This is a genomic window from Sphingobium fuliginis, assembly GCF_004152845.1.
In the GTDB taxonomy this organism is placed as follows: Bacteria; Pseudomonadota; Alphaproteobacteria; order Sphingomonadales; family Sphingomonadaceae; genus Sphingobium; species Sphingobium fuliginis.
In genome coordinates this window covers 92641-116239 of record NZ_SEON01000002.1, presented here as the reverse complement: position 1 = coordinate 116239, position 23599 = coordinate 92641, and the positions used below count along the sequence as shown (strand labels likewise).

At 65.2% G+C, this 23599-nt stretch carries 16 protein-coding genes, 1 tRNA gene and 1 pseudogene; 9 read left to right on the top strand and 9 right to left on the bottom strand.

Going from position 1 to position 23599, the window contains the following annotated elements:
- Positions 1–682 precede the first annotated feature (682 nt).
- Positions 683–973 (top strand): annotated as a pseudogene (locus tag EWH10_RS22175) (ParB/RepB/Spo0J family partition protein); the annotation flags it as partial.
- 1183 nt (positions 974–2156) lie between these two features.
- Positions 2157–4136, top strand: coding sequence for a DUF6118 family protein (locus EWH10_RS05500; protein ID WP_083199076.1), 1980 nt, complete (start codon positions 2157–2159; stop codon positions 4134–4136).
- A 70-nt stretch (positions 4137–4206) separates the two neighbouring features.
- On the opposite strand, the gene EWH10_RS05495 is transcribed toward EWH10_RS05500, so the two are convergent.
- Entirely contained in the window at positions 4207–5457 is a 1251-nt protein-coding gene (locus tag EWH10_RS05495) for a tyrosine-type recombinase/integrase (RefSeq protein WP_065846498.1), read from the bottom strand.
- A 162-nt stretch (positions 5458–5619) separates the two neighbouring features.
- Positions 5620–5693, bottom strand: a tRNA-Cys gene (locus EWH10_RS05490).
- Positions 5694–5893: 200 nt separating this feature from the next.
- Here EWH10_RS05490 and EWH10_RS05485 point away from each other — a divergent pair.
- The 6 genes from EWH10_RS05485 to EWH10_RS05460 all read left to right on the top strand — a co-directional run bounded on the left by EWH10_RS05485 (position 5894) and on the right by EWH10_RS05460 (position 15184).
- Complete coding sequence (locus tag EWH10_RS05485; RefSeq protein ID WP_044661744.1) at positions 5894–6526, top strand: protein-L-isoaspartate O-methyltransferase family protein; 633 nt, start codon at positions 5894–5896, stop codon at positions 6524–6526.
- A gap of 20 nt (positions 6527–6546) precedes the next feature.
- Entirely contained in the window at positions 6547–8019 is a 1473-nt protein-coding gene (locus tag EWH10_RS05480; RefSeq protein ID WP_044661745.1) for a TolC family outer membrane protein, read from the top strand.
- Between the two features lie 69 nt (positions 8020–8088).
- Complete coding sequence (locus EWH10_RS05475) at positions 8089–8580, top strand: DUF2497 domain-containing protein (RefSeq protein WP_044661746.1); 492 nt, start codon at positions 8089–8091, stop codon at positions 8578–8580.
- A 217-nt stretch (positions 8581–8797) separates the two neighbouring features.
- The gene (locus EWH10_RS05470; protein ID WP_044661747.1) at positions 8798–10843 is read left to right on the top strand and encodes a S9 family peptidase; all 2046 of its coding nucleotides are present in this window, start codon (positions 8798–8800) and stop codon (positions 10841–10843) included.
- A gap of 59 nt (positions 10844–10902) precedes the next feature.
- A complete protein-coding gene (locus EWH10_RS05465) occupies positions 10903–13626 on the top strand; it encodes a valine--tRNA ligase (protein WP_044661748.1) in 2724 nt (907 codons plus the stop codon).
- A gap of 106 nt (positions 13627–13732) precedes the next feature.
- A complete protein-coding gene (locus EWH10_RS05460) occupies positions 13733–15184 on the top strand; it encodes an MATE family efflux transporter (RefSeq protein ID WP_044661749.1) in 1452 nt (483 codons plus the stop codon).
- A 4-nt stretch (positions 15185–15188) separates the two neighbouring features.
- Here the strand turns inward: EWH10_RS05460 and EWH10_RS05455 are convergent, their stop codons facing one another.
- Positions 15189–16847: an ATP-binding protein gene (locus EWH10_RS05455; RefSeq protein WP_025549902.1), complete on the bottom strand. Its 1659-nt coding sequence runs from the start codon at positions 16845–16847 to the stop codon at positions 15189–15191.
- Positions 16848–17032: 185 nt separating this feature from the next.
- Here EWH10_RS05455 and EWH10_RS05450 point away from each other — a divergent pair, with 185 nt between their 5' ends.
- Positions 17033–18115, top strand: a complete 1083-nt coding sequence (locus EWH10_RS05450) for an acyltransferase family protein (RefSeq protein ID WP_238320061.1) — start codon at positions 17033–17035, stop codon at positions 18113–18115.
- Here the strand turns inward: EWH10_RS05450 and EWH10_RS05445 are convergent.
- From EWH10_RS05445 to EWH10_RS05420, 6 genes are all read right to left on the bottom strand, one after another.
- A complete protein-coding gene (locus EWH10_RS05445; RefSeq protein WP_044661751.1) occupies positions 18083–19114 on the bottom strand; it encodes an LLM class flavin-dependent oxidoreductase in 1032 nt (343 codons plus the stop codon). The genes EWH10_RS05450 and EWH10_RS05445 overlap by 33 nt on opposite strands.
- A gap of 141 nt (positions 19115–19255) precedes the next feature.
- Complete coding sequence (locus EWH10_RS05440) at positions 19256–19699, bottom strand: Hpt domain-containing protein (RefSeq protein ID WP_025549905.1); 444 nt, start codon at positions 19697–19699, stop codon at positions 19256–19258.
- Between the two features lie 140 nt (positions 19700–19839).
- A complete protein-coding gene (locus EWH10_RS05435) occupies positions 19840–20055 on the bottom strand; it encodes a sulfurtransferase TusA family protein (RefSeq protein ID WP_025549906.1) in 216 nt (71 codons plus the stop codon).
- Positions 20042–21409, bottom strand: a complete 1368-nt coding sequence (gene der, locus EWH10_RS05430; RefSeq protein WP_044661752.1) for a ribosome biogenesis GTPase Der — start codon at positions 21407–21409, stop codon at positions 20042–20044. The genes EWH10_RS05435 and der overlap by 14 nt, the downstream gene beginning before the upstream one ends.
- Before the next feature lie 117 nt (positions 21410–21526).
- A complete protein-coding gene (locus tag EWH10_RS05425) occupies positions 21527–22870 on the bottom strand; it encodes an outer membrane protein assembly factor BamB family protein (protein WP_371873079.1) in 1344 nt (447 codons plus the stop codon).
- Positions 22871–22884: 14 nt separating this feature from the next.
- Positions 22885–23583, bottom strand: coding sequence for a tetratricopeptide repeat protein (locus tag EWH10_RS05420; RefSeq protein WP_044661753.1), 699 nt, complete (start codon positions 23581–23583; stop codon positions 22885–22887).
- Between the last annotated feature and the right edge of the window lie 16 nt (positions 23584–23599).

Here is a 23599-nt window from a genome sequence, read left to right as displayed (position 1 = left end):
CTAAGGAGGACGGTGCGGACGGCCTGAAAAGTATCGGCTATGCCTGTGTAATGGACGCCGATGGACGGGAGCCTCGGAGGGCCGTCGATGTCGATTAAATGTCGGGATCAAGGTGCAAGCGGAGTAGGCTCCGGCCTCTGGCCAGGGACTGTGATCCGTCGGCGGTCTCGATAGGAAAGGCATGGCGGTTCCTTTTATAGCGGCCCGCCATTGCCGCTGCCGGTCATACTGTCTCTTCTCTTCCCGCGATTCAAGAGGGGGGAGGTTCGGGTTATCAAATTGGTGTCCCATGTATGCCCAGGACATCTCGCGCGCGCATATGTCGTGAGAAAGTGGGTGGAGGGCGCCCCCTTCGGGCCGCGCTCTATTCCGCTTGCGCTCCACCGAGCCAGCTTCGCTTGTCTCGTCCCTGACGGGTTGTGATCGCTGACGCGCGATCCTGACGGTTCGCCGGTGGACATCGCGTAGGCGCGATGGCGTTGGCCGGTCCCGGCGAGGCGGTGTGGGCGGTCGCTTCCCTCTAGGCCCGTCGCGGCGGGCGGCAAGCCGGCCTCTGGCACGGCTCCTTCACCTGCGTTCCGGTCCTTCGGATGCAGCCCGCCGCTTTGCCGGGGCTGGCGGTGCGCTCTCGCCGCCCACTCCGCTTTTCCGGGGTCCGGTGTGTGCAAGAGGAGTAAGGAAGATGGAACTCAAGCATATCGATATTGCCTGCCTCTCGATCTCGTCCGCCAACATGCGGGGCGTGAAGAAGGCGCCGGACCTCACCAATATCCTGCCCTCCGTTCGGGCGCGGGGCGTGCTGGTGCCGCTGATCGTGCGGCAGAATGGCAGTCCTACTACCTATGAGATTGTCGCGGGCAAGCGGCGCTATCATGCCGCGCTGATTGTGGCGCAGGAGGAAGGAAGCGTCGATCCGCTGCCCTGTGCGATTATGGAGGCGGGCGATGACGCGGCGGCGCTGGAAGCCTCGCTCATCGAGAATATCGCCCGGCTCGATCCCGATGAGGTGACGCGCTGGGAGACGTTCACGCGGCTGGTGAAGGAAGGCCGGTCGCCCGAGGATATATCGCTGACCTTCGGCCTTACCGCCTTGCAGGTGAAACGAACGCTGGCGTTGGGCAATCTGTTACCCCGCATCCGCAATCTCTATCGCAGCGACACGATCGATGCCGTGACCGTGCGGCATCTGACCTTGGCGTCCAAGGCGCGGCAGCGTGAATGGCTGGCGCTGCTGGACGATGAGGATGCCTGGCCGCCCATGGGGCATCATGTAAAGGCGTGGCTGTTGGGCGGCAATGCTATCGCTACCGACATGGCGCTGTTCGATCCGGCTGATTATAAAGGTGGGATCGTGGCTGACCTGTTTGGCGATCACAGCTATTTTGCCGACGCCGACCTCTTCTGGCAGATGCAGGAGGCGGCAATTGCCGAGCGCATCGAGGGCTATCGAGATGCCGGGTGGCAGGATATTGCCGTCATGGCGCGGGGTGAGGCTTTTCATGCGTGGGAGCATGAGCGATGCTCCAAGGCCAAGGGCGGGCGCATCTATGTGAGCATGGGCCATGGCGGCGACGTCAGTTTCCATGAGGGCTATGTGACCCTCAAAGAGGCCCGCAGGCTGGAACAGGGCGGCAGCGTCGAGAAGGCGGTTCGCCCCGAACTGTCCGCGCCGCTGGCCAGCTATATCGACCTGCATCGTCATGCCGCCGTGCGGGCCAAGGTCGCGGCTGCGCCTGCCATCGCCCTGCGGCTGATGGTTGCCCACTCCATTGCCGGTTCTTCGTTGTGGCGGGTCGACGTTGCCTCTCAGCGCGGGGCGACCGATGCAATCAGCGAGAGCGTCGAGAATTGCAGGTCGGAGGCCGATTTCGACAAGGAGCGGCGGATCGCGCTCGACCTGCTGGGTCTCGATCCCGACACGCCGACCGTGACGGGTGCGGGTTTTGATAGGGAATTGATCCCGCTTTATCTGCGGCTGCTCGAGCTTGATGATGCCATGGTGCTGGGCATCCTCGCTATCGTCATGGGCGAGACGCTGGAAGCGGGATCGGCGCTGATCGAGCTGCTGGGCGTTCAGCTTGAGGTGACCCAGACGCTCAAGACCCCTGTGAATTTCATCGTCCACACCTTGCAAGAGGTGAACGACGGACTTGCCCATGGGCGCTATTTCTTCATGGACGTCGCCGGTGAAGGGATCGCTCTGTACCAAGCCGATGCCAGCGAACTGCACAAGCCCCGGCCGAAAACGCCAGCGCAAGCGCTGGCTATGGCGAAGGAATATTTTGAAGAATGGTTTCCGTCAGCGATCAAGCGCTTCGACATCGCACGATATGATATGGAGAAAGGGTACAGCAAAGACGCTGCGTTCGATCTTCATCAGGCATGCGCATGTCATGCTTGGGCTTCGCGAGGTCGGACCCGAGGGTTTCGGTGCCAAGGTGCGCGAATGGAACCGCACAGGGCTGGTGGAACTGTGGCGCGAGCGTTGGGCCGATCATGTCAACGCGCGGCTGGCCGAACTCGATATCGATGCGCGCATCGATCACCGCAGTCTGGAGGCGCAGGGCATCGATCTCGAGCCCCAGGACAAGATCGGACCGGCGGCATCGCGCAGGCTTGAACGGGGCGAGCCGTCAGAGCGGGCCGAGGATCATCGCGCTGCCGCCGCGCGCAATGGCGAACGCATTATTGTAGACCCTTCGATCGCGCTCGATGCCATTACCCATTATCAGGCGACCTTCACGCGGCGTGACCTCGCCATGTTCGTCCATCGGCACACGGATGGGAATGAGCAATATGAGCGGGCGATGAGCGCGGTGCGCGCCTCGCCCGATCTTGTCCCGCTTGGCAAGGATGGGCGCCAGGAGGAACGCTTCACCAGCCGCGACATGCTCGACACCGAGAAGCGCCTCGAAGCCACCGCAGATCGGCTGGCGGCGCGCAGTCACGAAGGCGCTTCCAGGGACATCGTTATCGAACAGGCAGAACGTGCCGGCGCGAGCGGCCTGACGCTCGGCGTTGAGCAGCAGGCGGCGCTGGAGCACATCATGAAGGGCAGGGGGCTTTCGATGGTGGTCGGCTATGCCGGCACCGGCAAGTCCGCGATGCTGGGTGTCGCGCACGACGCCTGGGCGGCGCAGGGGCGCGTGGTGTGGGGCATGGCGCTTTCGGGCATTGCCGCCGAAAAGCTGGAGGAAGGCTCGCATATCCCCTCGCGCACCATCGTCAGCATGGAACTGGCCTGGTCGCGGGGACGTGATCTTCCCGGGCCGGGCGATATCCTCGTCGTCGACGAAGCCGGCATGGTGGGCACGCGGCAGATGGCGCGGGTTCTGGCCGTCGCCGAACAGAACCAGGCGCAGGTCGTGCTGGTGGGCGACGCCGAGCAGTTGCAGGCGATCGAGGCGGGCGCAGTGTTCCGCTCGCTTGTCGAGCGGCATGGCGCGATGGAGATCAGCGACGTGCGACGGCAGCAGGAAGGCTGGCAGCGGCAGGCGACCCGCTGGCTCGCCACCGGGCGCACCGCGGAGGTGCGCGAGCGCCATGCCGAACTGATGCACCGGTTGGCCGACGCGCCGGACTATGCGCCCAGCCTTGCCGTCATTCAGAAGACGCTCGACTGGATTGTCGAGCAATATGCGAACCCGCTGACGGCGGACGATGTGTTGAAACGGGTTGCGGAAACAACCGCGAGGATGGATCGGCCGAATCGGGCAGCGCTGAAAGCTGCGCGGGCTGACATGATCGAAATCAGCAACGCGATGAACGCCAGCCGTGAAGCCCATCTGCTGGGGGCGGAGCGCGCAAGAACGATCCGCATGCAAACCAGGCAGTGTCGGCAATGGCTTGTCTCGGGTCTGGTAGCCGGGGGGATGCTGATGATGGTTGCACCCGGCATGCTGGCCCGTGCTGCTCCATCCAGATGGTTGCTGCCTGAGCGGTTGGCCGCTCGGGCACTTCGGCTGCCAATGGCAGATGCAGGGCGACATCTGCTGGTCGCCGCCAACCCGCTATTTGCCTATGAGATCGTGGAGGGTGCCCGGCTCATGGTCAAGAACCGCGACAAGATCGCAAAGTGCCGAAACGCCCGCCCGAAGGCGGATGTGGTCACCTGCAAGATCACCGTCTCGATGTAGCGAATGGCTCGCTCATCGAGCCGTCGCATAATGGCAGAGGCAGGTGGAGCCATCCGGTCCGTCGATCGGTTCATGATCCACTATGGCCAAATTTCGGGCGGAGGATGGTGGCGCCATCGCGCAACTGATCGAGATGATCGGACCAGTGCTGCATCATCTTCACACGCTCATCCCAATATTGTCCGCGTGCATAGGCCCTGCGGACCGAGTTGCCTTCGGCATGGGCGAGCTGGCGTTCGATCGCGTCGGGATTCCATGAGCCCATTTCATTGAGCAATGTGGCGGCGAGCGCTCGAAAGCCGTGCCCCGTCATTTCCTCCTTGCCATAGCCTAGCCGCCGGAGCGCGGCATTGATGGTGTTGTCGGACATGGGCCGATCGGCTGCGCGGAGCGAGGGGAACAGGAATGTGCTGTATTCCGCATCATGTTCGATCTCGGCCAGTATCGCCAGAACCTGCCGCGAGAGCGGAACAGCATGAGGGCGCCGCATCTTCATCTTGTGCGCCGGAATAGTCCAGATTTGCTTTTCGAGGTCGAAATCCTTCCATTCTGCCCACCGCAGTTCACCGGGGCGGACGAAGACATGCGGCAGCAGCCGCAATGCCGTCCGGGTCAGGGGATGGCCATCATAGTCGTCTATCGTGCGGAGCAAGGCTCCTGCTTCCTTCGGCGTCGTGATTGCCGCGCGATGGGTGGTCTTGGGAGCAATCAACGCCCCGCGCAGATCGGAAGCGATGTCCCGCTCGGCACGCGCGGTTGCGATGGCGTAGCGAAAAACCTGACTGGCAGTCGATCGTGCCCGAGTCGCGGTATCATAGCGCTTGGTGGCTTCGATCTTCTTGAGAGCGATCAGCAACTCATGCGGAGAAATTTCGCTCATCGGACGCCGCCCGATCGTCGGATAGAGCTTGGAAAGGAGCCAGCTTGCCTTTTTGACGGTCATGGCGGCCGCGCCTTCGGCCTCGATCTTTTCAACCCACTCCTTGGCGATGGCCTCGAAGGTGTGGGCGGCTGCCAGTGACTTGCTAATCTTTTCGAGCTTGGCTCTCTCGATGGGATCGACGCCATCGGCGATCAGTCGCCGCGCGCCCAGAAGCCGATCGCGCGCTTCACCCAGCAGCAGCTCGGGCCATCGACCGAACGTGATGGTTCGTTGCTTGCCATGCATACGGAAGTTCATCCGCCAGACGCGACTTCCACTCGGCTCGACAAGAAGATAAAGTCCATCCCGGTCGCTCAGCTTATAGGGCTTGTCCCTGGGCTTCGCTCGCGACACAAGTGCGGCATTTAGCCCGGATTTCTGCCGCTTTCCGCCCGACATGATGGTATCTCCCGATCGCTTGATCGGGGCCTACCATCAATTCATCCATCAATTGGCTGAGATATGATGCGATGGCCCGCGATTGACTGGGTCATCATATCACAAAAAACGGCGGAAAACAGCCATTCCTGGGACGTTCTCGGACGTGCTCGGAAGGGTAAATGGAGGCCCGAGCCGGAATCGAACCGGCGTATACGGATTTGCAGTCCGCTGCGTCACCACTCCGCCATCGGGCCTCGGCATGGGTGGCCGCAAATGTGCGGCTTTTGATGCAAAGTCAAGCAGCGCTGTTATATTGGGGCGCAAGATTCTGGCGCCGCGGTGCGCAAAGCCGCTTGGCGTGGCTTGTCCGCTGATTTAGAGGTCCGATTATATCTTTGCTGTATTGCTTTCCTAATACAGCTTTTCTAAAAGCTATCCCAGTCGAGGAATTGTGGTGACCGAGCAGAATTTTTCATCGATGCGGACCGCCATGGTCGAAAGCCAGCTTCGCACCAGCGATGTGGATGATCAGCGCGTGATCGCGGCGATGGCGCATGTGGCGCGCGAGGAATTCGTGCCGGCCGAGCGGCGGGCGATGGCCTATGTCGACCGGCCGGTCCCGCTGGCGAACGGGCGTGCGCTCAATCCGCCGCTGGTGACGGGCCGCCTGCTCAAGGAAGCGCAGATCCTCAAGGGCGACAAGGTGCTGCTGATCGGCGCGGCGACCGGGTACAGCGCGGCGCTGCTCGCGGCGCTGGGCGCGCAGGTCACCGCCGTCGAGGAAGAGGGCGGGCCGCAGATCGCGGTCGACGGCATCACCCTTGTCCGCGGCCCCCTGAATGCCGGTTCCGCGGCCGGCGCGCCTTATGACGTGCTGTTTGTCGACGGCGCGGTGGAGGAAGTGCCCGCCGCGCTCGTTCAGCAGCTTGCCGATGGCGCGCGGGTGGTGACGGGTATCGTCGAGCGCGGCGTCACCCGTCTGTGCAGCGGCCGGGTGGTGTCGGGCGTGCTGGGTCTTTCCCGCCTCGCCGACATCGAAATGGTTGTGCTTCCGGGCTTCGCCGCGCCGGAAAGATTTGTGTTCTGAAAGGGCCTGTTGGGGGGGACATGACGGCAAAAGTTCAGCTTCCGGGGCGCGCCGCCCTCATCCTGTTGCTGTCGATGTCCTCCACGCTGGCGGGCGCGGCCCATGCGGAGACGTTGCAGGGGGCGTTGGCCAAGGCCTACCGGTCCAACCCGACGTTGACGGGCGCGCGTGCCGGGCAGCGGGCGACCGACGAGAATGTGCCGCTTCAGAAGGCGGCGGGTCGGCCCTCTCTGGGAGCGACCGGAACCTATACGGAGAGCATTCTCAAGCCGACGATCAGTTTTACCTCGCCGCAGCGGACGGTGGATGCGAACGCGCAATTGACCGTGCCGGTCTATTCCGGCGGCGCCGTGCGCAACGGCGTGAAGGCGGCGAAGACCCGCGTTGCCGCGGGCCAGGCCGATCTGCGCGGGACCGAGGCGAGCGTCTTCTCGCAGGTGGTGGCCGCCTATATGGACGTGATCCGCGACAGTGCGGTGGTCGCGCTCAACCAGGCCAATGTGAAGGCGCTGGAGGTCAATCTCCAGGCGACCAGCGACCGTTTCGAAGTGGGTGACGTGACCCGGACGGATGTCGCGCAGTCCGAGTCGCGGCTGGCGCTCGCCCGCTCCAATCTCCAGACGGCGGAAGCGAACCTGATCGCCAGCCGGGAAAATTACATCGCGCTGGTGGGTGAGGCGCCGGGCGATCTTCAGCCGCCGCCCGAACTGCCCGGACTGCCCGCGACGCCCGACGCCGCGGTGCAGGTCGCGCTGAAGGACAATCCGGACATCCTGGCCGCGGCCAAGAGCCGGGAAGCGACGGCCTATGATGTGAGGGCGGCGAAGGCGGCGGTGTCGCCCACGCTCTCCGCCTTCACCCAGGCGGGCTACACCAATTATCTCGACTCGCTCAACGCCGTGAACAGCGCCAACGGATCGCAGATCAACAAGCAGGCGTCCGCGGGCGTGCAGATCAGCGTTCCGCTCTACCAGGGCGGGCGTCCGGCCGCGCAGGTGCGGCAGCGGCAGGCGCTCGAATCGCAGGCCATGGAACAGGAGATCGAGGTCGAGCGCGGCGTCATCGCGCAGACGCGATCCGCCTATGCGAGCTGGCAGGCCTCGCTGGAGAGCATCCAGTCGAACCAGAAGGCGGTGGACGCGGCGAACCTGTCGCTGGAAGGGGTGAGGGCGGAGAATTCCGTGGGCAGCCGCACCATCCTGGACATCTTGAATGCCGAGCAGGAGGCGGTGAACGCCAAGGTTCAACTGGTGACGGCGCGGCGCAATGCCTATGTCGCCGGCTTCAGCCTGCTGGCGGCCATGGGCCATGCGGAGGCCGACGACCTGAACCTTGAAACCGGCACCCTCTATGATCCGATGGTCAATTATGAGCGGGTGAAGGGCAAGTGGTTCGATTGGGATTTCGACCCGGCACCGAAGGTCCAATCGACGCGGACCGTTGACTCCCCGGCGCAAAACGCCAATGTGGACCCCGGTTTGGCGCAGCCTTAACGCAATTTTAACCCCGAAGGCGTTCCTTTGGTGCTATGGCGTTAACGGGGACTGGAACAGGGGTTGACCATGGGCGACATGAGCAAGGAACCCTCGATGGAGGACATCCTGTCGTCCATCAAGCGGATCATCGCTGAAGAGGGCGAGGAAGCGGTGCAGACCCTGCCGCGCCGCGTGCGCGGCGAGGCCGCGCAGAAGGTCAGGCCCGTGCCGGTCGCGGAGGCGATGTCCGACCCTGCCAGCGACGAAGTGCTGGAACTGACCGACGAGGTTGCTGTGGAGGAACCCATGCCCGCCCACCGAACGTCCCGCACCCCCCGGCCCGTTGCCGAGCAGGAGGATGCGTCCATCCTGTCCGTCGAGAGCGAAGTGGCGGCCCGGCATTCGCTGTCCGCCTTGTCCTCCATGCTCGTGACGCCCAGGGAAGGCGAGGACAATACGCTGGACGGGCTGGTGCGTTCGATGCTGAAGCCGATGCTGAAGGAATGGCTGGACGCGCGGCTGCCGCAGATGGTCGAGGATATGGTGGCCAAGGAAATCGCCCGCATCACCGGCCGTTGAGCCGGCAGCAGGCGCTGATTCGCCTATTTGTGGCGAACGGTTGCCGGTCCTGGGCGCGTTGCGTGCCTTACGCATCATGATCCGGCGATCTTTGTTCTTTTGTTACGCTCAGGTGGTTGATCCTTGCGCCATGGCGGGACGCTGCCTACACCCTTGTCCATAGCTGTCGACGCCGCCCGCACGAGAGCGGCGCGATCCGATCCAAGGGTGTTCATCCATGAAATATCTTCTGCAGGCGGGACTTGGCGCTCTGGCCCTGGCCCAATCGGCGTTGGCCGTCGCGCCGGCCTCTGCCCGGCCATTCACGCCCAGCGACATGGTCGGCCTCCGCCGCGTGTCGGCGCCGGCGGTTTCGCCGGACGGGCAATGGCTGGCCTATCAGTTGCGCGTGACCGATCTTGCGGGAAACAGGGGGCGGACGGACCTGTACCTGCTGGACCTGAGTCAGGCGGGCGCGGCGCCCCGCATGATCGCCTCCGTCGCGGATAAGAATGAAAGCGCGCCTGCCTTTTCGGCGGACGGGAAATCGCTCTATTATCTCTCCAACCAGAGCGGCGACGACCAGCTTTGGCGGGTTGCCCTGACCGGCGGCAAAAGCGAGCAGGTGACGCAGGCGCCCGGCGGGATTTCCGGTTTCCTGCTGAGTCCGGCGGGCGATCGGGTCGCGCTGTGGGCGGACCGGCCCGTAGGCGCGAAGACATTGGACGATGTGAAGGCGGCCCCGCCGCCCGGCGCGGGCACGGGCCGGGTCTATGACCAACTGTTCGTACGCCATTGGGACATGTGGGCGGACGGCCAGCGTTCCCGGATATTCGTGATGCCGCTTGGCGGCGGCAAGGCGGTGTCGGTCATGGGGGCGCTGGTCGGGGACAGCCCGTCCAAGCCCTTTGGCGGCGCAGAGGAGATTGCGTGGAGCGCGGACGGCAAGACCCTGTTCTTCGCGCTGCGTGAGGCCGGGCGGATCGAATCCCTTTCGACCGATCTCGACATTTTCGCGGTTCCCGCCGACGGCAGCGCGGCGCCCGTCAACCTGACGGACGGCAATGATGCGATGGACAGCATGCCCGCCGTCTCTCCGGACGGGAAATGGCTGGCCTATGCAGCGATGAAGCGGCCCGGTTATGAGAGCGACCGGCAGGTGCTGATGCTGCGCAACATCGCGACCGGGGAGACCAGGGCGCTGACCGAGGCGTGGGACCGGTCGGTCGCGTCCATCGCCTGGGCGGCGGACGGGAAGGGCCTTCTGGTCACGGCGGACGATGTGCTGGATCATCCGGTGTTCCGGGTGGACGCTGCGTCGGGCAGGGTCGCGCGGCTGACCCGGACCGGGCATGTGGGCAGCGTCCTGCCCTTGCCCAAAGGCGGCTTCGTCTATTCGCTCGACAGCATCCAGGCGCCCGCCGATTTCTGGAAGATGCCCGGCGGCAAGGGCAGGGCCGTGCGCTTGACCAGCGTGAATGCGGACAAGCTGGCCGGGATCGACGACGTGTCGGTGCAGCGCTTCAGCTTCAGGGGCGCCGATGGCGACACCGTCTGGGGTCAGATCGTGAAGCCGAAGGAGGGGGCGGGCAAGCTGCCGGTGGCTCTGCTGGTCCATGGCGGGCCGCAGGGCAGTTTCAACGATAGCTGGTCCTATCGCTGGAATCCCAAGGCGTTCGCCGCCCATGGCTATGCGGCGGTGATCGTCGATTTCCACGGCTCGACCGGCTATGGGCAGGCCTTTACCGACAGCATCAACAGGGATTGGGGCGGGAAGCCGCTGGAGGACCTGAAGCTGGGTCTGGCCGCCGCCGCGGCCAAGGATGCGCAGGTCGATGCGGGCAATGGCTGCGCGCTCGGCGCCAGCTATGGCGGCTATATGATGAACTGGATCGCAGGCAACTGGCCCGACGGGTTCAAATGCCTGGTCCAGCATGACGGCGTGTTCGACGCCCGCGCCATGGCCTATGAGACGGAGGAGCTATGGTTCGACGAATGGGAACATGGCGGACCCTATTATGAAAATCCGCAGGAGTTCGAGAAATGGAACCCCGTCAACCATGTGACCCGGTGGAAGACGCCGATGCTGGTGGTGACGGGGGAGAAGGACTTCCGCATTCCCTATACGCAGGGACTGGCGGCCTTCACCGCGTTGCAGCGGCGCGGCGTGCCATCGAAGCTGCTGGTGTTTCCGGACGAGAATCACTGGGTGCTGAAGCCGCGCAACTCGCTGCAATGGTATGATGAGGCGCTGGGCTGGCTGGACCGGTGGACGAAGAAATAAGGTCCCCCCCGAGGCGGCGGAAAGTTGACGCCGCCGCCGCCTTGCGTAAAGGCCAGCCTATGACCGAACTGCCCAAGACCTTCGACCCCGCCGAAATCGAATCCCGCTGGTACGCCCATTGGGAGGAGAAGGGGCTGTTCCGCCCGGAACGACCCGACGCAGAGCCCTTCACCATCGTCAACCCGCCGCCGAACGTGACGGGCAGCCTGCATATCGGCCATGCGCTCGACAACACGTTGCAGGACATCGCGATCCGCTACGAACGGTTGCGCGGCAAGGATGCGCTGTGGGTGGTGGGCACCGACCATGCCGGCATCGCGACGCAGATGGTGGTCGAGCGGCAGATGGAGGCGCGGCAGGACAAGCGCACCAACTACACGCGCGAGCAGTTCATCGAGAAGGTGTGGGAGTGGAAGGCGGAGAGCGGCGGCGCGATCACGCGCCAGCTTCGCCGCCTGGGATGCTCCATGGACTGGGCGAATGAGCGCTTCACCATGGATGAGGGCTTTTCCAAGGCCGTCATCAAGGTGTTCGTGGAACTGCACCGCCGTGGGCTGCTCTATCGCGACAAGAGGCTGGTGAACTGGGACCCGCGCTTCCGCTCGGCCATTTCCGATCTGGAGGTCGAGACGCAGGAGGTGAAGGGCGGCTTCTGGCATTTCCGCTATCCGCTGGCCGATGGCGTTCGCCTTGCCAATGGCGCGGACCATATCGTCGTGGCGACCACGCGGCCGGAAACGATGCTGGCCGACATGGCGGTCGCCGTTCATCCCGAAGACCCGCGCTACCGGGATGTGATCGGCAAGGACATCCTCCAGCCGATCACTGGCCGCCGCTTCAAGGTCGTCGCTGACGAGCATGCCGATCCGGAACTGGGGTCGGGTGCGGTCAAGATCACGCCCGGACATGATTTCAACGATTTCGAAGTGGGCAAGCGGGCGGGTTTCAGGCCGGCCGAAATGCTCAACATGTTCGATGCCGACGCCAATGTCGTCCAGACCGCCGACGGGCTGATCCCGGAGCGGTTCCTGGGCCTGCACCGCTTCCGCAACGACGGCGTGGACGGGGCGCGGGAACTGGTGGTGGCGGAGATGAAGGCGCTTGGCCTGCTGGTTCCGCATGTCACCAGGAACAAGGAGGGTGAGGAGGTCGTCACCGACGCCGAGCCACGCACCATCCAGACGCCCTTTGGCGACCGGTCCGGCGTCGTGATCGAGCCCTGGCTGACCGACCAATGGTATGTCGATGCGCAGAAGCTCGCCGTCGCGCCGATGCAGGCGGTGCGCGACGGGCGGATCGAGATCGTGCCGAAGACCTGGGAAAAGACCTTCTTCAACTGGATGGAGAATATCCAGCCCTGGTGCGTGTCGCGCCAGCTCTGGTGGGGGCATCGGATTCCCGCCTGGTATGACGAGGACGGCAATCCCTATGTCGCGGAAAGCGAAGAGGAAGCGCAGGCTCTTGCCGGCAATAAAGGGCTGACCCGCGACCCCGATGTGCTGGACACCTGGTTCTCCTCCGCGCTTTGGCCCTTCGGCACGCTGGGCTGGCCGGAAGAGACGGAGACGCTCAAGCGCCACTATCCCAACGACTTGCTGATCTCCGGCTTCGACATCCTGTTCTTCTGGGATGCGCGCATGGCGATGATGGGGATGGAGTTCATGGGTCCGGAGCGGAGCGATCCGCGAGAGAAGGTGCCGTGGCGCAAGCTCTACCTCCACGGACTGGTGCGCGCCGCGGACGGACAGAAAATGTCCAAGTCCAAGGGCAATGTGGTCGATCCGCTGGGTCTGATCGACCGGTTCGGCGCGGATGCGCTGCGCTTCTTCATGGCGGCGATGGAAAGCCAGGGCCGCGACGTGAAGATGGATGAGAAGCGCGTCGAGGGCTATCGCAACTTCGCGACCAAGCTGTGGAACGCGGCCCGTTTCCTGCAATCGAACGGCGTCACGGCCTCGACCAGCCATGAGGCGCCCCATGCGGAGGCGCCGGTCAATCGCTGGATCGTCGCGGAAACGGTGGCGACCGTGCAGGCGATCGACACCGCCATGGCCGAACTGCGCTTCGATGCTGCGGCCAACGCCATCTATCACTTCATATGGGACCAGTTTTGCGACTGGTATATCGAGCTGACCAAAGGCTCCATGGATGAAGAAACAAGGGCGGTGGCCGGCTGGGCGTTCGACCAGATATTGGTGATGCTGCATCCCTTCATGCCCTTCATTACCGAAGAGTTATGGAATCTGACCGGAACGCGGGAAGGCGAACTGATCGTCGCGCGCTGGCCGCAGGCGCTCTATGCCGTCGACGGCGAGGCGCAGGCGGAGATCGACTGGCTGATCCGCCTGATCGGCGCGATGCGGACGGCGCGCACCGAACTCAACGTGCCGCCGGGCGCGAAGCTGGGCGTCGTCGTGCATGATGCGTCGGAGGAAACCCGCCGCCGCATCGACCGCCAGGGGGCCGCATTGGCGCGCCTGGGCCGGGTGGAAAGCCTGTCCTTCGGCGACAGCGTCACGGGCGGCGCGGCGCAGATCGTGGTGGACGAGGCGACCTTCATCCTGCCGCTGGAGGGCGTGATCGACATCGCCGCCGAAAAGGCGCGGCTCGCCAAGGCGCTGGCGGCGGCGGAGAAGGAACGGGATTCGCTGTCCGCGCGTCTTTCCAATCCCAGCTTCGTCGAGAAGGCCAAGCCCGAGGCCGTCGCCAAGGCGCGGGAGGACCATGGCGAAAAGGCGGCCGAGGCGGAAAGATTGAAGGCGGCGCTGGAACGGCTCGCCTGACCGGCCGGCGCATCGGGCAGGGTGCGCCGGCAAAAGGACCGGAAGGGGCGCGCCGGAAGGATGCGGCGTCCCAACGGTCCCCATCCGCAAGGGGGCAGGAGGGATCATGGTTGCAGGGGAACATCGGGCCAGGGACCTGACGCAGGGACCGATCGCATCGGCCCTGCTGCTGTTCGCCGTTCCGACATTGGCGTCCAACATCCTCCAGTCGCTGAATGGATCGATCAACGCCATCTGGGTCGGCCGTTTCCTGGGCGCGCAGGCGCTGGCGGCGACCGCCAACGCCAACATCACCATGTTCCTGATGTTCTCCATCGTCTTCGGCTTCGGCATGGCGTCGACGGTGATGATCGCGCAGGCGGTGGGACGGGGTGATCTGGACGCGGCGCGCCGCGCCTTCGGTTCTGCCGTCGGCTTCTGCACCCTGCTGGGCCTGGTCGTCGCGACCGCCGGATGGATCGGCGCGCCCGCTTTGCTGCGGCTGCTGGCGACCCCGGCGGAGGCGTTCGACCTGGCGCTCGTCTATTTGCGGGTGATCTTCGTTGCCATGCCCGCCTCCCTGCTGAGCGTCATGATGATGATGGGCCTGCGCGGCACGGGGGATGCGCGAACGCCGCTGATCTTCATGTTCGTGAGCGTGGGCGTCGACCTGGTGCTCAACCCGGTGCTGATCCTGGGACTGGGGCCGATCCCGGCCATGGGCATAGGCGGGTCGGCCGCGGCAACGGCGGCGGCGGGCGTGGTCAGCCTGATCGGCCTTGTCCTCTACACCTATGCGAAGGATCTGCCGTTGCGCCTGCGCGGGCGTGAACTGGCTTATCTCCGCCCCGCGCCGGACCAGATGCGCGTCCTGTTCGGCAAGGGGTTGCCGATGGGATTGCAGATGATCGTCATGTCCGCGTCAGGGCTGGTGATGATCGGCCTCGTCAACCGGGAGGGTTTTCTGGTCACCGCGGCCTATGGCGCGGCGCAGCAGATCTGGACCTATCTCCAGATGCCGGCCATGGCGATGGGCGCGGCGGTCAGCGCCATGGCGGCGCAGAATATCGGCGCCGGGCGATGGGACCGGATCAGCCGGATCACCGGCTATGGCATGGGTTATCTGCTGCTGATCACCGGCACGATGGTGGCGGTGATCCTGCTGTTCCACGCGCCGCTGCTGGCCTTGTTCCTGGGGCGGAACGAGGCCGCCATCGCCGCCGCCTGGCACATGCAGCTTCTGGCGAGCTGGAGCTTCGTGCTGTTCGGCGGCACGATGATCCTGTTCGGCGTGATGCGGGCCAATGGCGTGGTGGTGCGGCCGCTGCTGATCCTGATCTTCACCCTCTTCGCGGTGCGGCTGGGCTTCTACCATCTGGGCTATCCGCATCTGGGGGCGGACGCGCTGTGGCTGAGCTTTCCCGTCGGTTCGGCGTCGTCCTTCCTGCTGGCGGGGCTGGTTTACCTGCAGGGCGGCTGGCGCAAGGCGAAGCTGCTCGTCCCCGTGGACGAGGAGGAGTGCCGCGAAAGCATCAATGCGGAGAGCGAGCCCGCCGGACGGATCGTCCCGGCGGGATAATCGCTTACCGGCCCTGGCTGCGCCAGCGCGTGATGGTGCGGTCGAGGATGTCCGCTTCGCCGCCGGACTGGCGCCAGAGTTCCGTGAAGCTCGGATCGCCCGAGGCGGGACGCCGCTCCTCCTCCAGATTGTCGAGCGCGACGCGGATCGGCACGGCGACGCCTTCGCCGCAGATGATCGCCTCCCGGTTGCGCAGGGCGGGGATGGAATCGAGGAACCCGCGCGCGCCTTCGGGCATGGCGGCCTTCACGAAGGCCTGGTCGCGGTCGTTGTTGAGGCGCATCGAGATGATCGTGCCGCATTGCGACAGCACGCCTTCGGCCAGATCGGACGGGCGTTGGGTGATGAGGCCCAGCGACACGCCATATTTGCGGCCTTCCTTGGCGATCCGTTCCAGGATGCGGCGAACGGCCTGACCGCCGCCGGTCGTGCTGCTGGGGATGTAGCGATGCGCTTCCTCGCAGACGAGCAGGATCGGGCGCTGCGGCTCGTCCCGCGCCCAGAGGGCATAGTCGAACACCAGCCGCGACAGCACCGACACCACGACGGACGTGATGTCGGACGGCATGGACGACACGTCGATGATCGAGATCGGCTTGCCGCCGGAGGGCAGGCGGAAGATCTTGGCGAGGAATTCCTGCATCGAATCCGCGACCAGCATGCCGGAGAACATGAAGCTGTAGCGCGGATCGCTCTTGATCTCGTCGATCTTGGTCTTGAGCCGCATATAGGGCAGCGATCCGGTGCCCTTGTCCAGCTTCCCCATCTCGTTCTGAAGGATGTTGGTGAGGTCGGACAGCAGATAGGGAACGGGCGAATCGACGGTCAGCCGGCCGATGCTCTCCGCCAGCCGGTTCTTGGACCGCGCGGCCAGCAGGCATTTGGCGAGGATGTCGCAGTCCACCGTCCGCTCCGACCCTTCGGAGGTGACGAACACCTCGCAATGCTCCTCGAAATTCATCAGCCAATAGGGGAGGGCGAGGTTGTTGACGTCATAGACGGCGCCATTCTGCTGGAAGGCGGCGCCATATTCGCCATGGGGATCGATCATCACGATATGCCCCTGCGGCGACAGGTCGCAGATGCGGTGCAGGATGAGAGCGGCGCTGGTCGACTTGCCGGTGCCGGTCGAACCCAGCAGCGCGAAATGCTTGCCCAGCATCGAATCGACATAGAGCGCGGCGCGGGTGTCGGACGTGGGATAGACGGTGCCGATCTGCACATGGGGGCGGTCGTCGGCCGAATAGATCTGCTGCATGTCCGCGCTCGATACCGGATAGACCTCCGTCCCCGGTGTCGGGTAACGGGTCACGCCCCGGCGGAAGCGGTAGATGCGGCCCGTCAGCTTTTCCTCATCGCCTTCGCCCAGAAAGTCGATGTCGACGATGATGCTGTTGCTGTCCTGCCGGTCCATGGTCATGGCGCGGACGCTGGCGATCAGCCAGACCTGGCCGACGCGCATCTTCACCTGGCTGCCGACCTGCCCCGCCATGGCGAGCGAAGGATCGGAATCGTGCGACAGCGCGGCAATGCGCGAGGCGTCGATGATCAATTGCGAACTGGACCCGGAAATCTGGAAAACCATTCCCATGGCATCGACCGGAGCCTGAAAGACATGCGGCTGCGCGCCGGCGAAATGGTCTGCACCGTGCATCTGGGTCATGAACCTGTTTTCCCTCGACCGGACGGGATTCCGGCACGTCGGATCGATTTAACCGGCGACTGGTAAAGAATCTGCTTATCGCTCACCCATGTTAATGGTGCGGCCACGCCCGGCGCCGCGATGGTCAGAGGAAATGCGTGTCAGGCTTGGCTGTTGAAACATTGGCCGAAAATCGGGAAAACCCTGTGTCGCGGGTGCTGACGACGGATGCGGCGCGGCGCTCCGACGCGATCTCCATCGCGCGGGTGATCTGCATTCTGGGCGTGGTCTATGTCCATGCGTGGACGGGCCTGAACGGCCATGATCTGGAAAGCCTGAGGGGCACGTCGCAGGACAGTTTGCGCTGGGGCCTGATGGAGGTTTTCGGGCGCAGCGCCGTGCCGTTGCTGGGCCTGATTTCCGGCTGGCTGGTCGAGGGGTCGTCGCGGACCCACGACTGGTTGCGCCATGTCGGGCGGAAGGCGCGGACGATCCTGTTGCCGATGATCCTGTGGAATGCGCTGGCGATCCTGTTCGTTTCGGGTGCGGCCTGGATGCTGGGCCTGTCCGCGCCCGTGCCCTCGTCCACCGGCTGGATGTTCGAGGAGCTATTCATCGTCAGCCGCAATCCGGACATCAACGTGCAGATGCCGTTCCTGCGCGACCTGTTCCTGTGCATGCTCGCCGCGCCCCTGTTCGTCCGCCTGCCGGGCTGGGCGCTGGGGGCGGTCGCCGCGATGGCGGCGCTGTGCCAAATCATGGGCTGGGGGCCGCCGGTGCTGATGCGCGCGTCGATCCTGTTCTTCTTCATCATGGGCATCGTCGCCCGGCGCGAGGGGCTGGCCGATCGCGTGGCGGCGCTGCCCTGGATGGTCGCGGCGCCGCCCTTTGCGCTGCTGATGACCGCGCAGCTCTATATTTCCCTGCATCCGGGCGCCTTGCCGCCGGGCGTCGGCACGGCGGTGCTGGACATGGCGGTGCGGGTCGCGGCGGCGTTGTTCTTCTGGCGGCTGGCCTGGTCGTTGGCGGCCAGCGCGGCGCGGGGCATGTTGTTGCGGATCGAGCCTTTCGCCTTCTTCCTCTTCTGCTCCCACCTCATCCTGATCTGGCTGGGCGGCCCGGTGCTGGGGGTCGTGTTCGGCAAGCTGGGCTCACCCTTCTATCCCGCCTATCTGCTGGTGCAGCCGCTGCTGGTGCTGGTCGCCGTGGTGCTGCTGGGATCGCTGCTCAGCCGCGCCGCGCCGGGGCTTGCGAAGCTATTGAGCGGGGGCCGCCTGATGGCTGTCTGACGCCATTCGGCCGGCCACCGCCTGGCCTGCCGCCATGGCGATTTCCAGACTGCGCTTGCGCGCCCCGAAATCGTGGATCTGGCCGCCGATGATGATCTCGTCCACCTGCGTGCGGCGGATGAAGGCGGCCAGGTCGCGCTCGACATCGGCCTGGGTGCCGATGCTCGACGCGCTCAGCACATCGGCCAGCATCGCCTGCGCCTGCGGCGGCAGGCTTTCATAATAGCCGGGCACAGGCGGTTGCAGCTTGCCCGGCTGCCCGGTGCGCAGCCGCACGAAGGCCTGCTGCATGGAGGTGGCGATGAGCCGCGCCTCCTCCACCGTGTCGGCGGCGAAGACATTGTAGCCCGCCATCACATAGGGATATGCGAGCTGCGCCGACGGACGGAAATCACGGCGGTAGATGGCGATGGCCTCATCCAGCGCGCCCGGCGCGAAATGGGAGGCGAAGGCATAGGGAAGGCCCAGTGCGGCGGCCAGTTGCGCGCCATAGAGGCTGGAGCCGAGAATCCAGAGCGGCACATCCTCGCCCGCGCCGGGGGTCGCCTGGAAGCCGAGGCGGCTGTCGCCCGCGAAATAGGCCTGCAACTCCATCACGTCGCGAGGGAATTCGTCCGGGCCGCCCGTCAGCGTCCGCCGCATCGCCTGCGCCACGCGCTGGTCGGAGCCGGGAGCGCGGCCGAGACCCAGGTCGACGCGGCCGGGAAAGAGCGCCGCGAGCGTGCCGAACTGCTCCGCGATCAGCAGCGGCGCATGATTGGGCAACATGATGCCGCCCGCGCCGATGCGGATGCGGCTGGTGGCCTGCCCGATATGCGCCAGGACCACGGCGGTCGCCGCCGAGGCGATCCCCGGCATGCCATGATGTTCCGCCACCCAATAGCGGTGGAAGCCAAGGCTTTCGGCATGGGCGGCAAAGGCGGCGGCGCGGCCAAGCGCCTCACTGGCGCTACTGCCTTCGTTGATGGGGACAAGGTCCAGAACGGAGAAACGGGTCATGACCCGCATATGGGGGGATGACCGGTTTTATTTCAATACTAATTCGGAGGGATGGGAAGCGGACGTCTTCGGAGAGATTTGCGTGCTCCTGCCTGCGCGGGAGCGCGGCGCGCTTTATGCCCACAAATCCCTGGCGCGCATTTAACTGGCGGCGCGGCCGAATCCCTGGACCGGATTGTCGACGCGGCGGCCGAAGCCCTGCGGCCTGCGGGCGACCAGCGGATTGGCGTCGCGGTCGAGCAGGGCCATCGTCTCGGTGAAGCAGGGGCGCAGCGCGACCACGTCCTCGATCAGTTCGTCCGGCCCTTCCCGGCTTTCGACGCAGCGGCGGGCGACCATCTCGATCTTCTCGGCCATGCCGCTCAGCCGATAGGCGCCGAACTGGGCCGACTCGCCCTTCAGCGTGTGGGCCGGGGTGACCAGCGCAGCGGCGTTGCGGGCGCGGAAGGCTTCCTCGATCGCGCTGATCGCCTTTGCGCCGTCCTCGCGGAAATAGCCCAGAATCCGCAGGAAAGCGGTCCCCAACTCCGATCGGGACTTGGCAAAATCGGTCCAGTTGACCAGTTCGGCCTCTTGATATGACACCCTGACACTCCCTGTTCTGCCGGGGGAATATAGAAGAGGAGCGTAAATAGGGGGTTAAGTTGCGGCGCGAGGGGAGAAGGCGCCATATCACCCCATCGTCATGCTGAACTTGGTTCAGCATGACGATGGGAGGAGGATCGTTAGAGCGATCGAGCGAGAGCAAAGAGATGCGGCCTCTCGGCAATGAAGGTCCAACCCTGCTGCCGGGCCAAGGCCTCCAGTTCCACTGGCGCAATCGGATCGTCCGCCTCGATCGTCACTGCATCGGCGGACCGCATCGCCCGCGCCACGCGCAGCGCGGGCCAAGGGCATTTCATCCCCCTGGCGTCGATATGAACCGCTTCACTTGCTGGCATAGGGGTTTTTGGCGCTGCGCAGCGTCAACCGCACCGGCACCGCGCCGAAGCCCAATTCCTTGCGGATGCCGTTCACCAGATAGCGGCGATAGCTTTCGGGCAGTTCGTCCAGCCGCGTGCCGAACAGCACGAAGGTCGGCGGGCGGGTCTTGTTCTGGGTGATGTAGCGCAGCTTGATCCGCTTGCCGCCGGGGGCGGGAGGCGGATTGGCCTCCAGCGCGCGTTCGAACCAGCGGTTGAGGATGCCGGTCGACACGCGCTGCGACCAGGCGGTGCGGGTTTCGAAGGCGACGCGGATCAGGTCGTCCAGACCCTTGCCGGTGGCGGCGGAGACGGTCATGATCGGCACGCCGCGTATCTGCGCGAGACCGTCGGAGAGCGCCTGCTTGATGCCCTGATAGAGCGCCGAGCCATGCTCCACCGTGTCCCATTTGTTGAGCGCGACGACAAGGGCGCGGCCTTCCTCGATCACCTTGTCCGCGATGCGCAGGTCCTGCGCCTCCAGCCCGCGGGTGGAATCGAGCAGCAGCACGACGACTTCGGCAAAGTTCACAGCGTTCAGGCCGTCCGAAACCGCCAGCTTTTCCAGCTTGTCCTGCACCTTCGCGCGCTTGCGCATGCCTGCCGTGTCGATCAGGCGCACGGGGCGTTCTTCGCCGTCGGGGCTGGTCCAGCTCCAGTCGACGGCGATGGAGTCGCGGGTGATGCCCGCTTCGGGGCCGGTCAGCAGGCGGTTTTCGCCCAGCAGCCGGTTGATGAGGGTCGACTTGCCCGCATTGGGGCGGCCGACGATGGCGAGCTTCAGCGGCGCGGATTCGAGATCGGCCTCTTCGGGTTCAGCCTCCTCTTCCTCCTCTTCGCGGTCGATATAGGGGAGCAGCGCCTGGAACAGGTCGGCCAGCCCCTGGCCATGTTCGGCGGAGAAGGGGACGGGGTCGCCCAGACCCAGGCTGAACGCCTCCATCACGCCATCGTCGCCGGCCCTGCCCTCGGCCTTGTTGGCCATCAGCACGACGGGGGCGTCGCCTTCGCGCAGCCAGCGGGCGATTTCCTCGTCCAGCGGGGTGATGCCCGCGCGAGCGTCCACGACGAACAGCGCGACATCGGCATTTTCCACCGCCGCCTGCGTCTGCATGCGCATGCGGCCGGGCAGGGTCTGCGGGTCCTCATCCTCATAACCGGCGGTGTCGATGATGGTGAAATCGACGCCCAGCAGGTTCGCCTGCCCCTCCCGCCGGTCGCGGGTCACGCCGGGCTGGTCGTCGACCAGCGCCAGCTTCTTGCCGACGAGCCGGTTGAAAAGGGTGGACTTGCCCACATTGGGGCGTCCGACAATGGCAACGGTGGGCAGCATGAGAGGCCCGTATCCTTTAAAAAATGGGTGCTCCTGCGAAGGCAGGAGCCCAGTCCAAGCGGTGGAACTGGGCTCCTGCCTTCGCAGGAGCACGTTTACCTGAAATCGCCGGTGGCGTCAGCGGAATGCCGTCAGCTTTCCGTCATCGGCCAGGATATAAAGCGTGTTGTTCGCGACGATCGGCGACAGCGACATCGACCGGTCGAGATCGATTTCCGCCTGGATCTTGCCGGTCGTCGGATCGACATAGTTGAGGTCGCCATGGGTCGACACCAGCACCAGCCGCCCGCCCGCCAGCACCGGGCCGGTCCAGCGGATCGCCTTGTCCTTCTTCTTTTCCTTCTGCCAGCGGCGGAGCTGGCTGATCCAGCGGATCTTGCCCGTGGCGCGGGCGACGCAGAGCAGCTTGGCGTCGCTGGTGACGGCGAACACCCATTCGCCCACGACCGAAGGGGTCGAAATGCCGGCGATGTTGATTTCCCACAGACGCTGGCCGCTCACCAGTTCATAGCTCGCCATGCGACCGCCCTGGCCGATCGCGAACACCCGGCCGCGATCGATGACCGGATCGGCGTCGATGTCGGTCAGCGACGCCACGGCGGTCGAGATGCTGGTGCGCGACAGCGCGTCGCCCCACAGCGTCCGGCCATTTTCATAGCGATAGGCGGTCAGTTCGCCCGAGCTGTAGCCCGCGATCACCGTGCCCTGCGCGGCGGCGGGGGCGGCCACGCCGAAAATGCCGGTGACTTGCAGCGTGCCGCTGTCGGTCCACTGCACTTCGCCGTCGCTCTGGTTGAGGGCGAAGATCTGATTGTCCTGCCCCATCACATAGACATGGCCATTGGCGAGCGTCGGCGCGCCGCGCAGCGGGCCGCCGGGGCGCTTCTTCCACAGGATCGCGCCGCTGTTCGCATCCATCGCGGCGACATCGCCCACGCCGGTGCTGGCATAGAGCTTGCCGTCGATCACGCTGACGCCGCCGCCGAACAGGGCCCGGCCGCTGCCTTCGGCGGGCAGGGGCGTCTGCCACAGCTTCGCACCGCTGTTGGCGTCGAAGGCGATGACCCGCGCATCGGCGTCGATGACATAAAGCTTGCCGCCGACCACCACCGGAGCGGAGGCGAGGCGGGCCTGCGGCGTGCTGCCCGAAATGGAGGCGGTCCACGCCTGAGAGGGGGACGCGCCCAGCGCCAGATTGCCCATGGTCTTGGCGGGGCTGCCGCCCGGCTGCGACCATTGGTCGTTCACATAGGGTTCGGGCAGGGTCACGGGGACGTCGGCCAGCGTCGGATCGACCTCCACCCCCTGTTCATTGCTGAGGATCGAGGTGCGCTTGCCGACCACCGGGGTCTTGGGGCCGCCCTTCTTGCCGCCCACGATGCCGCAACCCGCCAGCAGGGCGATCATCATGGCCACGGTCAGGGCGCGGCCGGCGCCCGAAAATTTCGTCATGCTGTGCATTCCCATGCGCCCAATCATTCCTGTCCCGCCGCGACCGGCGTTTCGACTGCATCCACACCCAATAAGCCTGCCATCTGTCGCGCGCGTGAACGGATCGACTGCGGCACGTTCCTGTCCTTCGCCATGGCGGCGAACAGCGGCCCGGCGAGATCGGGCTTGCGCATCTTCATATAGGCGATGGCGACCAGTTCCCCGGCGCTGCCGAACCAGGGCGCGCCCTCGACGGCCAGGGGTTTCAGCCGGTCGACCACCTGCTGCGGAGCGAGGCTTTCATATTCCAGCGTGGTCTGGCGGATCAGCGCCAGGTCGCGATAGGGGCGGTCGAGCGAACCGTCATCCGCCATCGCCTTATAGGCGGCGATGGCGGCCTTGCTGTCGCCCTTGCGCGCGGCGGCGCCGGCCTTCACCAGCAGGGCGGAGGCGCGGAAGCCGGGCTGGCTCGCCTGGGTCAGCTTGTCCAGTTCCTTCGCATCGGGCGTGCCGCCGCCGACCGCCGTGGCGATCACCTTGTCCATTTCCTCCGACACGGCCTGCGACTGCGTCTTCGTATAATGCTGCCAATAGAGCCAGCCGGCGAAGGCCGCGAGGCCGATGACCACCGCCGCCACGATCCAGCGGCCGAAGCGCTGCCAGAAGGTCAGCAACTGGTCCTGCCGGACGGCTTCGTCGACCTCACGCATGAAGGCTTCGCTGTTTTGCGGCGTCAGGGCCACTTGGGTCTCCAGAAAT

Bases quoted from the DNA above. Each gene is read 5' to 3' on its own strand.
- EWH10_RS05500 (WP_083199076.1), top strand. From the start codon at position 2,157: ATGGGCGCTATTTCTTCATGGACGTCGCCGGTGAAGGGATCGCTCTGT.
- EWH10_RS05495 (WP_065846498.1), bottom strand. From the start codon at position 5,457: ATGTCGGGCGGAAAGCGGCAGAAATCCGGGCTAAATGCCGCACTTGTG.
- EWH10_RS05480 (WP_044661745.1), top strand. From the start codon at position 6,547: ATGACGGCAAAAGTTCAGCTTCCGGGGCGCGCCGCCCTCATCCTGTTG.
- EWH10_RS05475 (WP_044661746.1), top strand. From the start codon at position 8,089: ATGGGCGACATGAGCAAGGAACCCTCGATGGAGGACATCCTGTCGTCC.
- EWH10_RS05470 (WP_044661747.1), top strand. From the start codon at position 8,798: ATGAAATATCTTCTGCAGGCGGGACTTGGCGCTCTGGCCCTGGCCCAA.
- EWH10_RS05465 (WP_044661748.1), top strand. From the start codon at position 10,903: ATGACCGAACTGCCCAAGACCTTCGACCCCGCCGAAATCGAATCCCGC.
- EWH10_RS05460 (WP_044661749.1), top strand. From the start codon at position 13,733: ATGGTTGCAGGGGAACATCGGGCCAGGGACCTGACGCAGGGACCGATC.
- EWH10_RS05455 (WP_025549902.1), bottom strand. From the start codon at position 16,847: ATGACCCAGATGCACGGTGCAGACCATTTCGCCGGCGCGCAGCCGCAT.
- EWH10_RS05445 (WP_044661751.1), bottom strand. From the start codon at position 19,114: ATGACCCGTTTCTCCGTTCTGGACCTTGTCCCCATCAACGAAGGCAGT.
- EWH10_RS05435 (WP_025549906.1), bottom strand. From the start codon at position 20,055: ATGCCAGCAAGTGAAGCGGTTCATATCGACGCCAGGGGGATGAAATGC.
- der (WP_044661752.1), bottom strand. From the start codon at position 21,409: ATGCTGCCCACCGTTGCCATTGTCGGACGCCCCAATGTGGGCAAGTCC.
- EWH10_RS05425 (WP_371873079.1), bottom strand. From the start codon at position 22,870: ATGCACAGCATGACGAAATTTTCGGGCGCCGGCCGCGCCCTGACCGTG.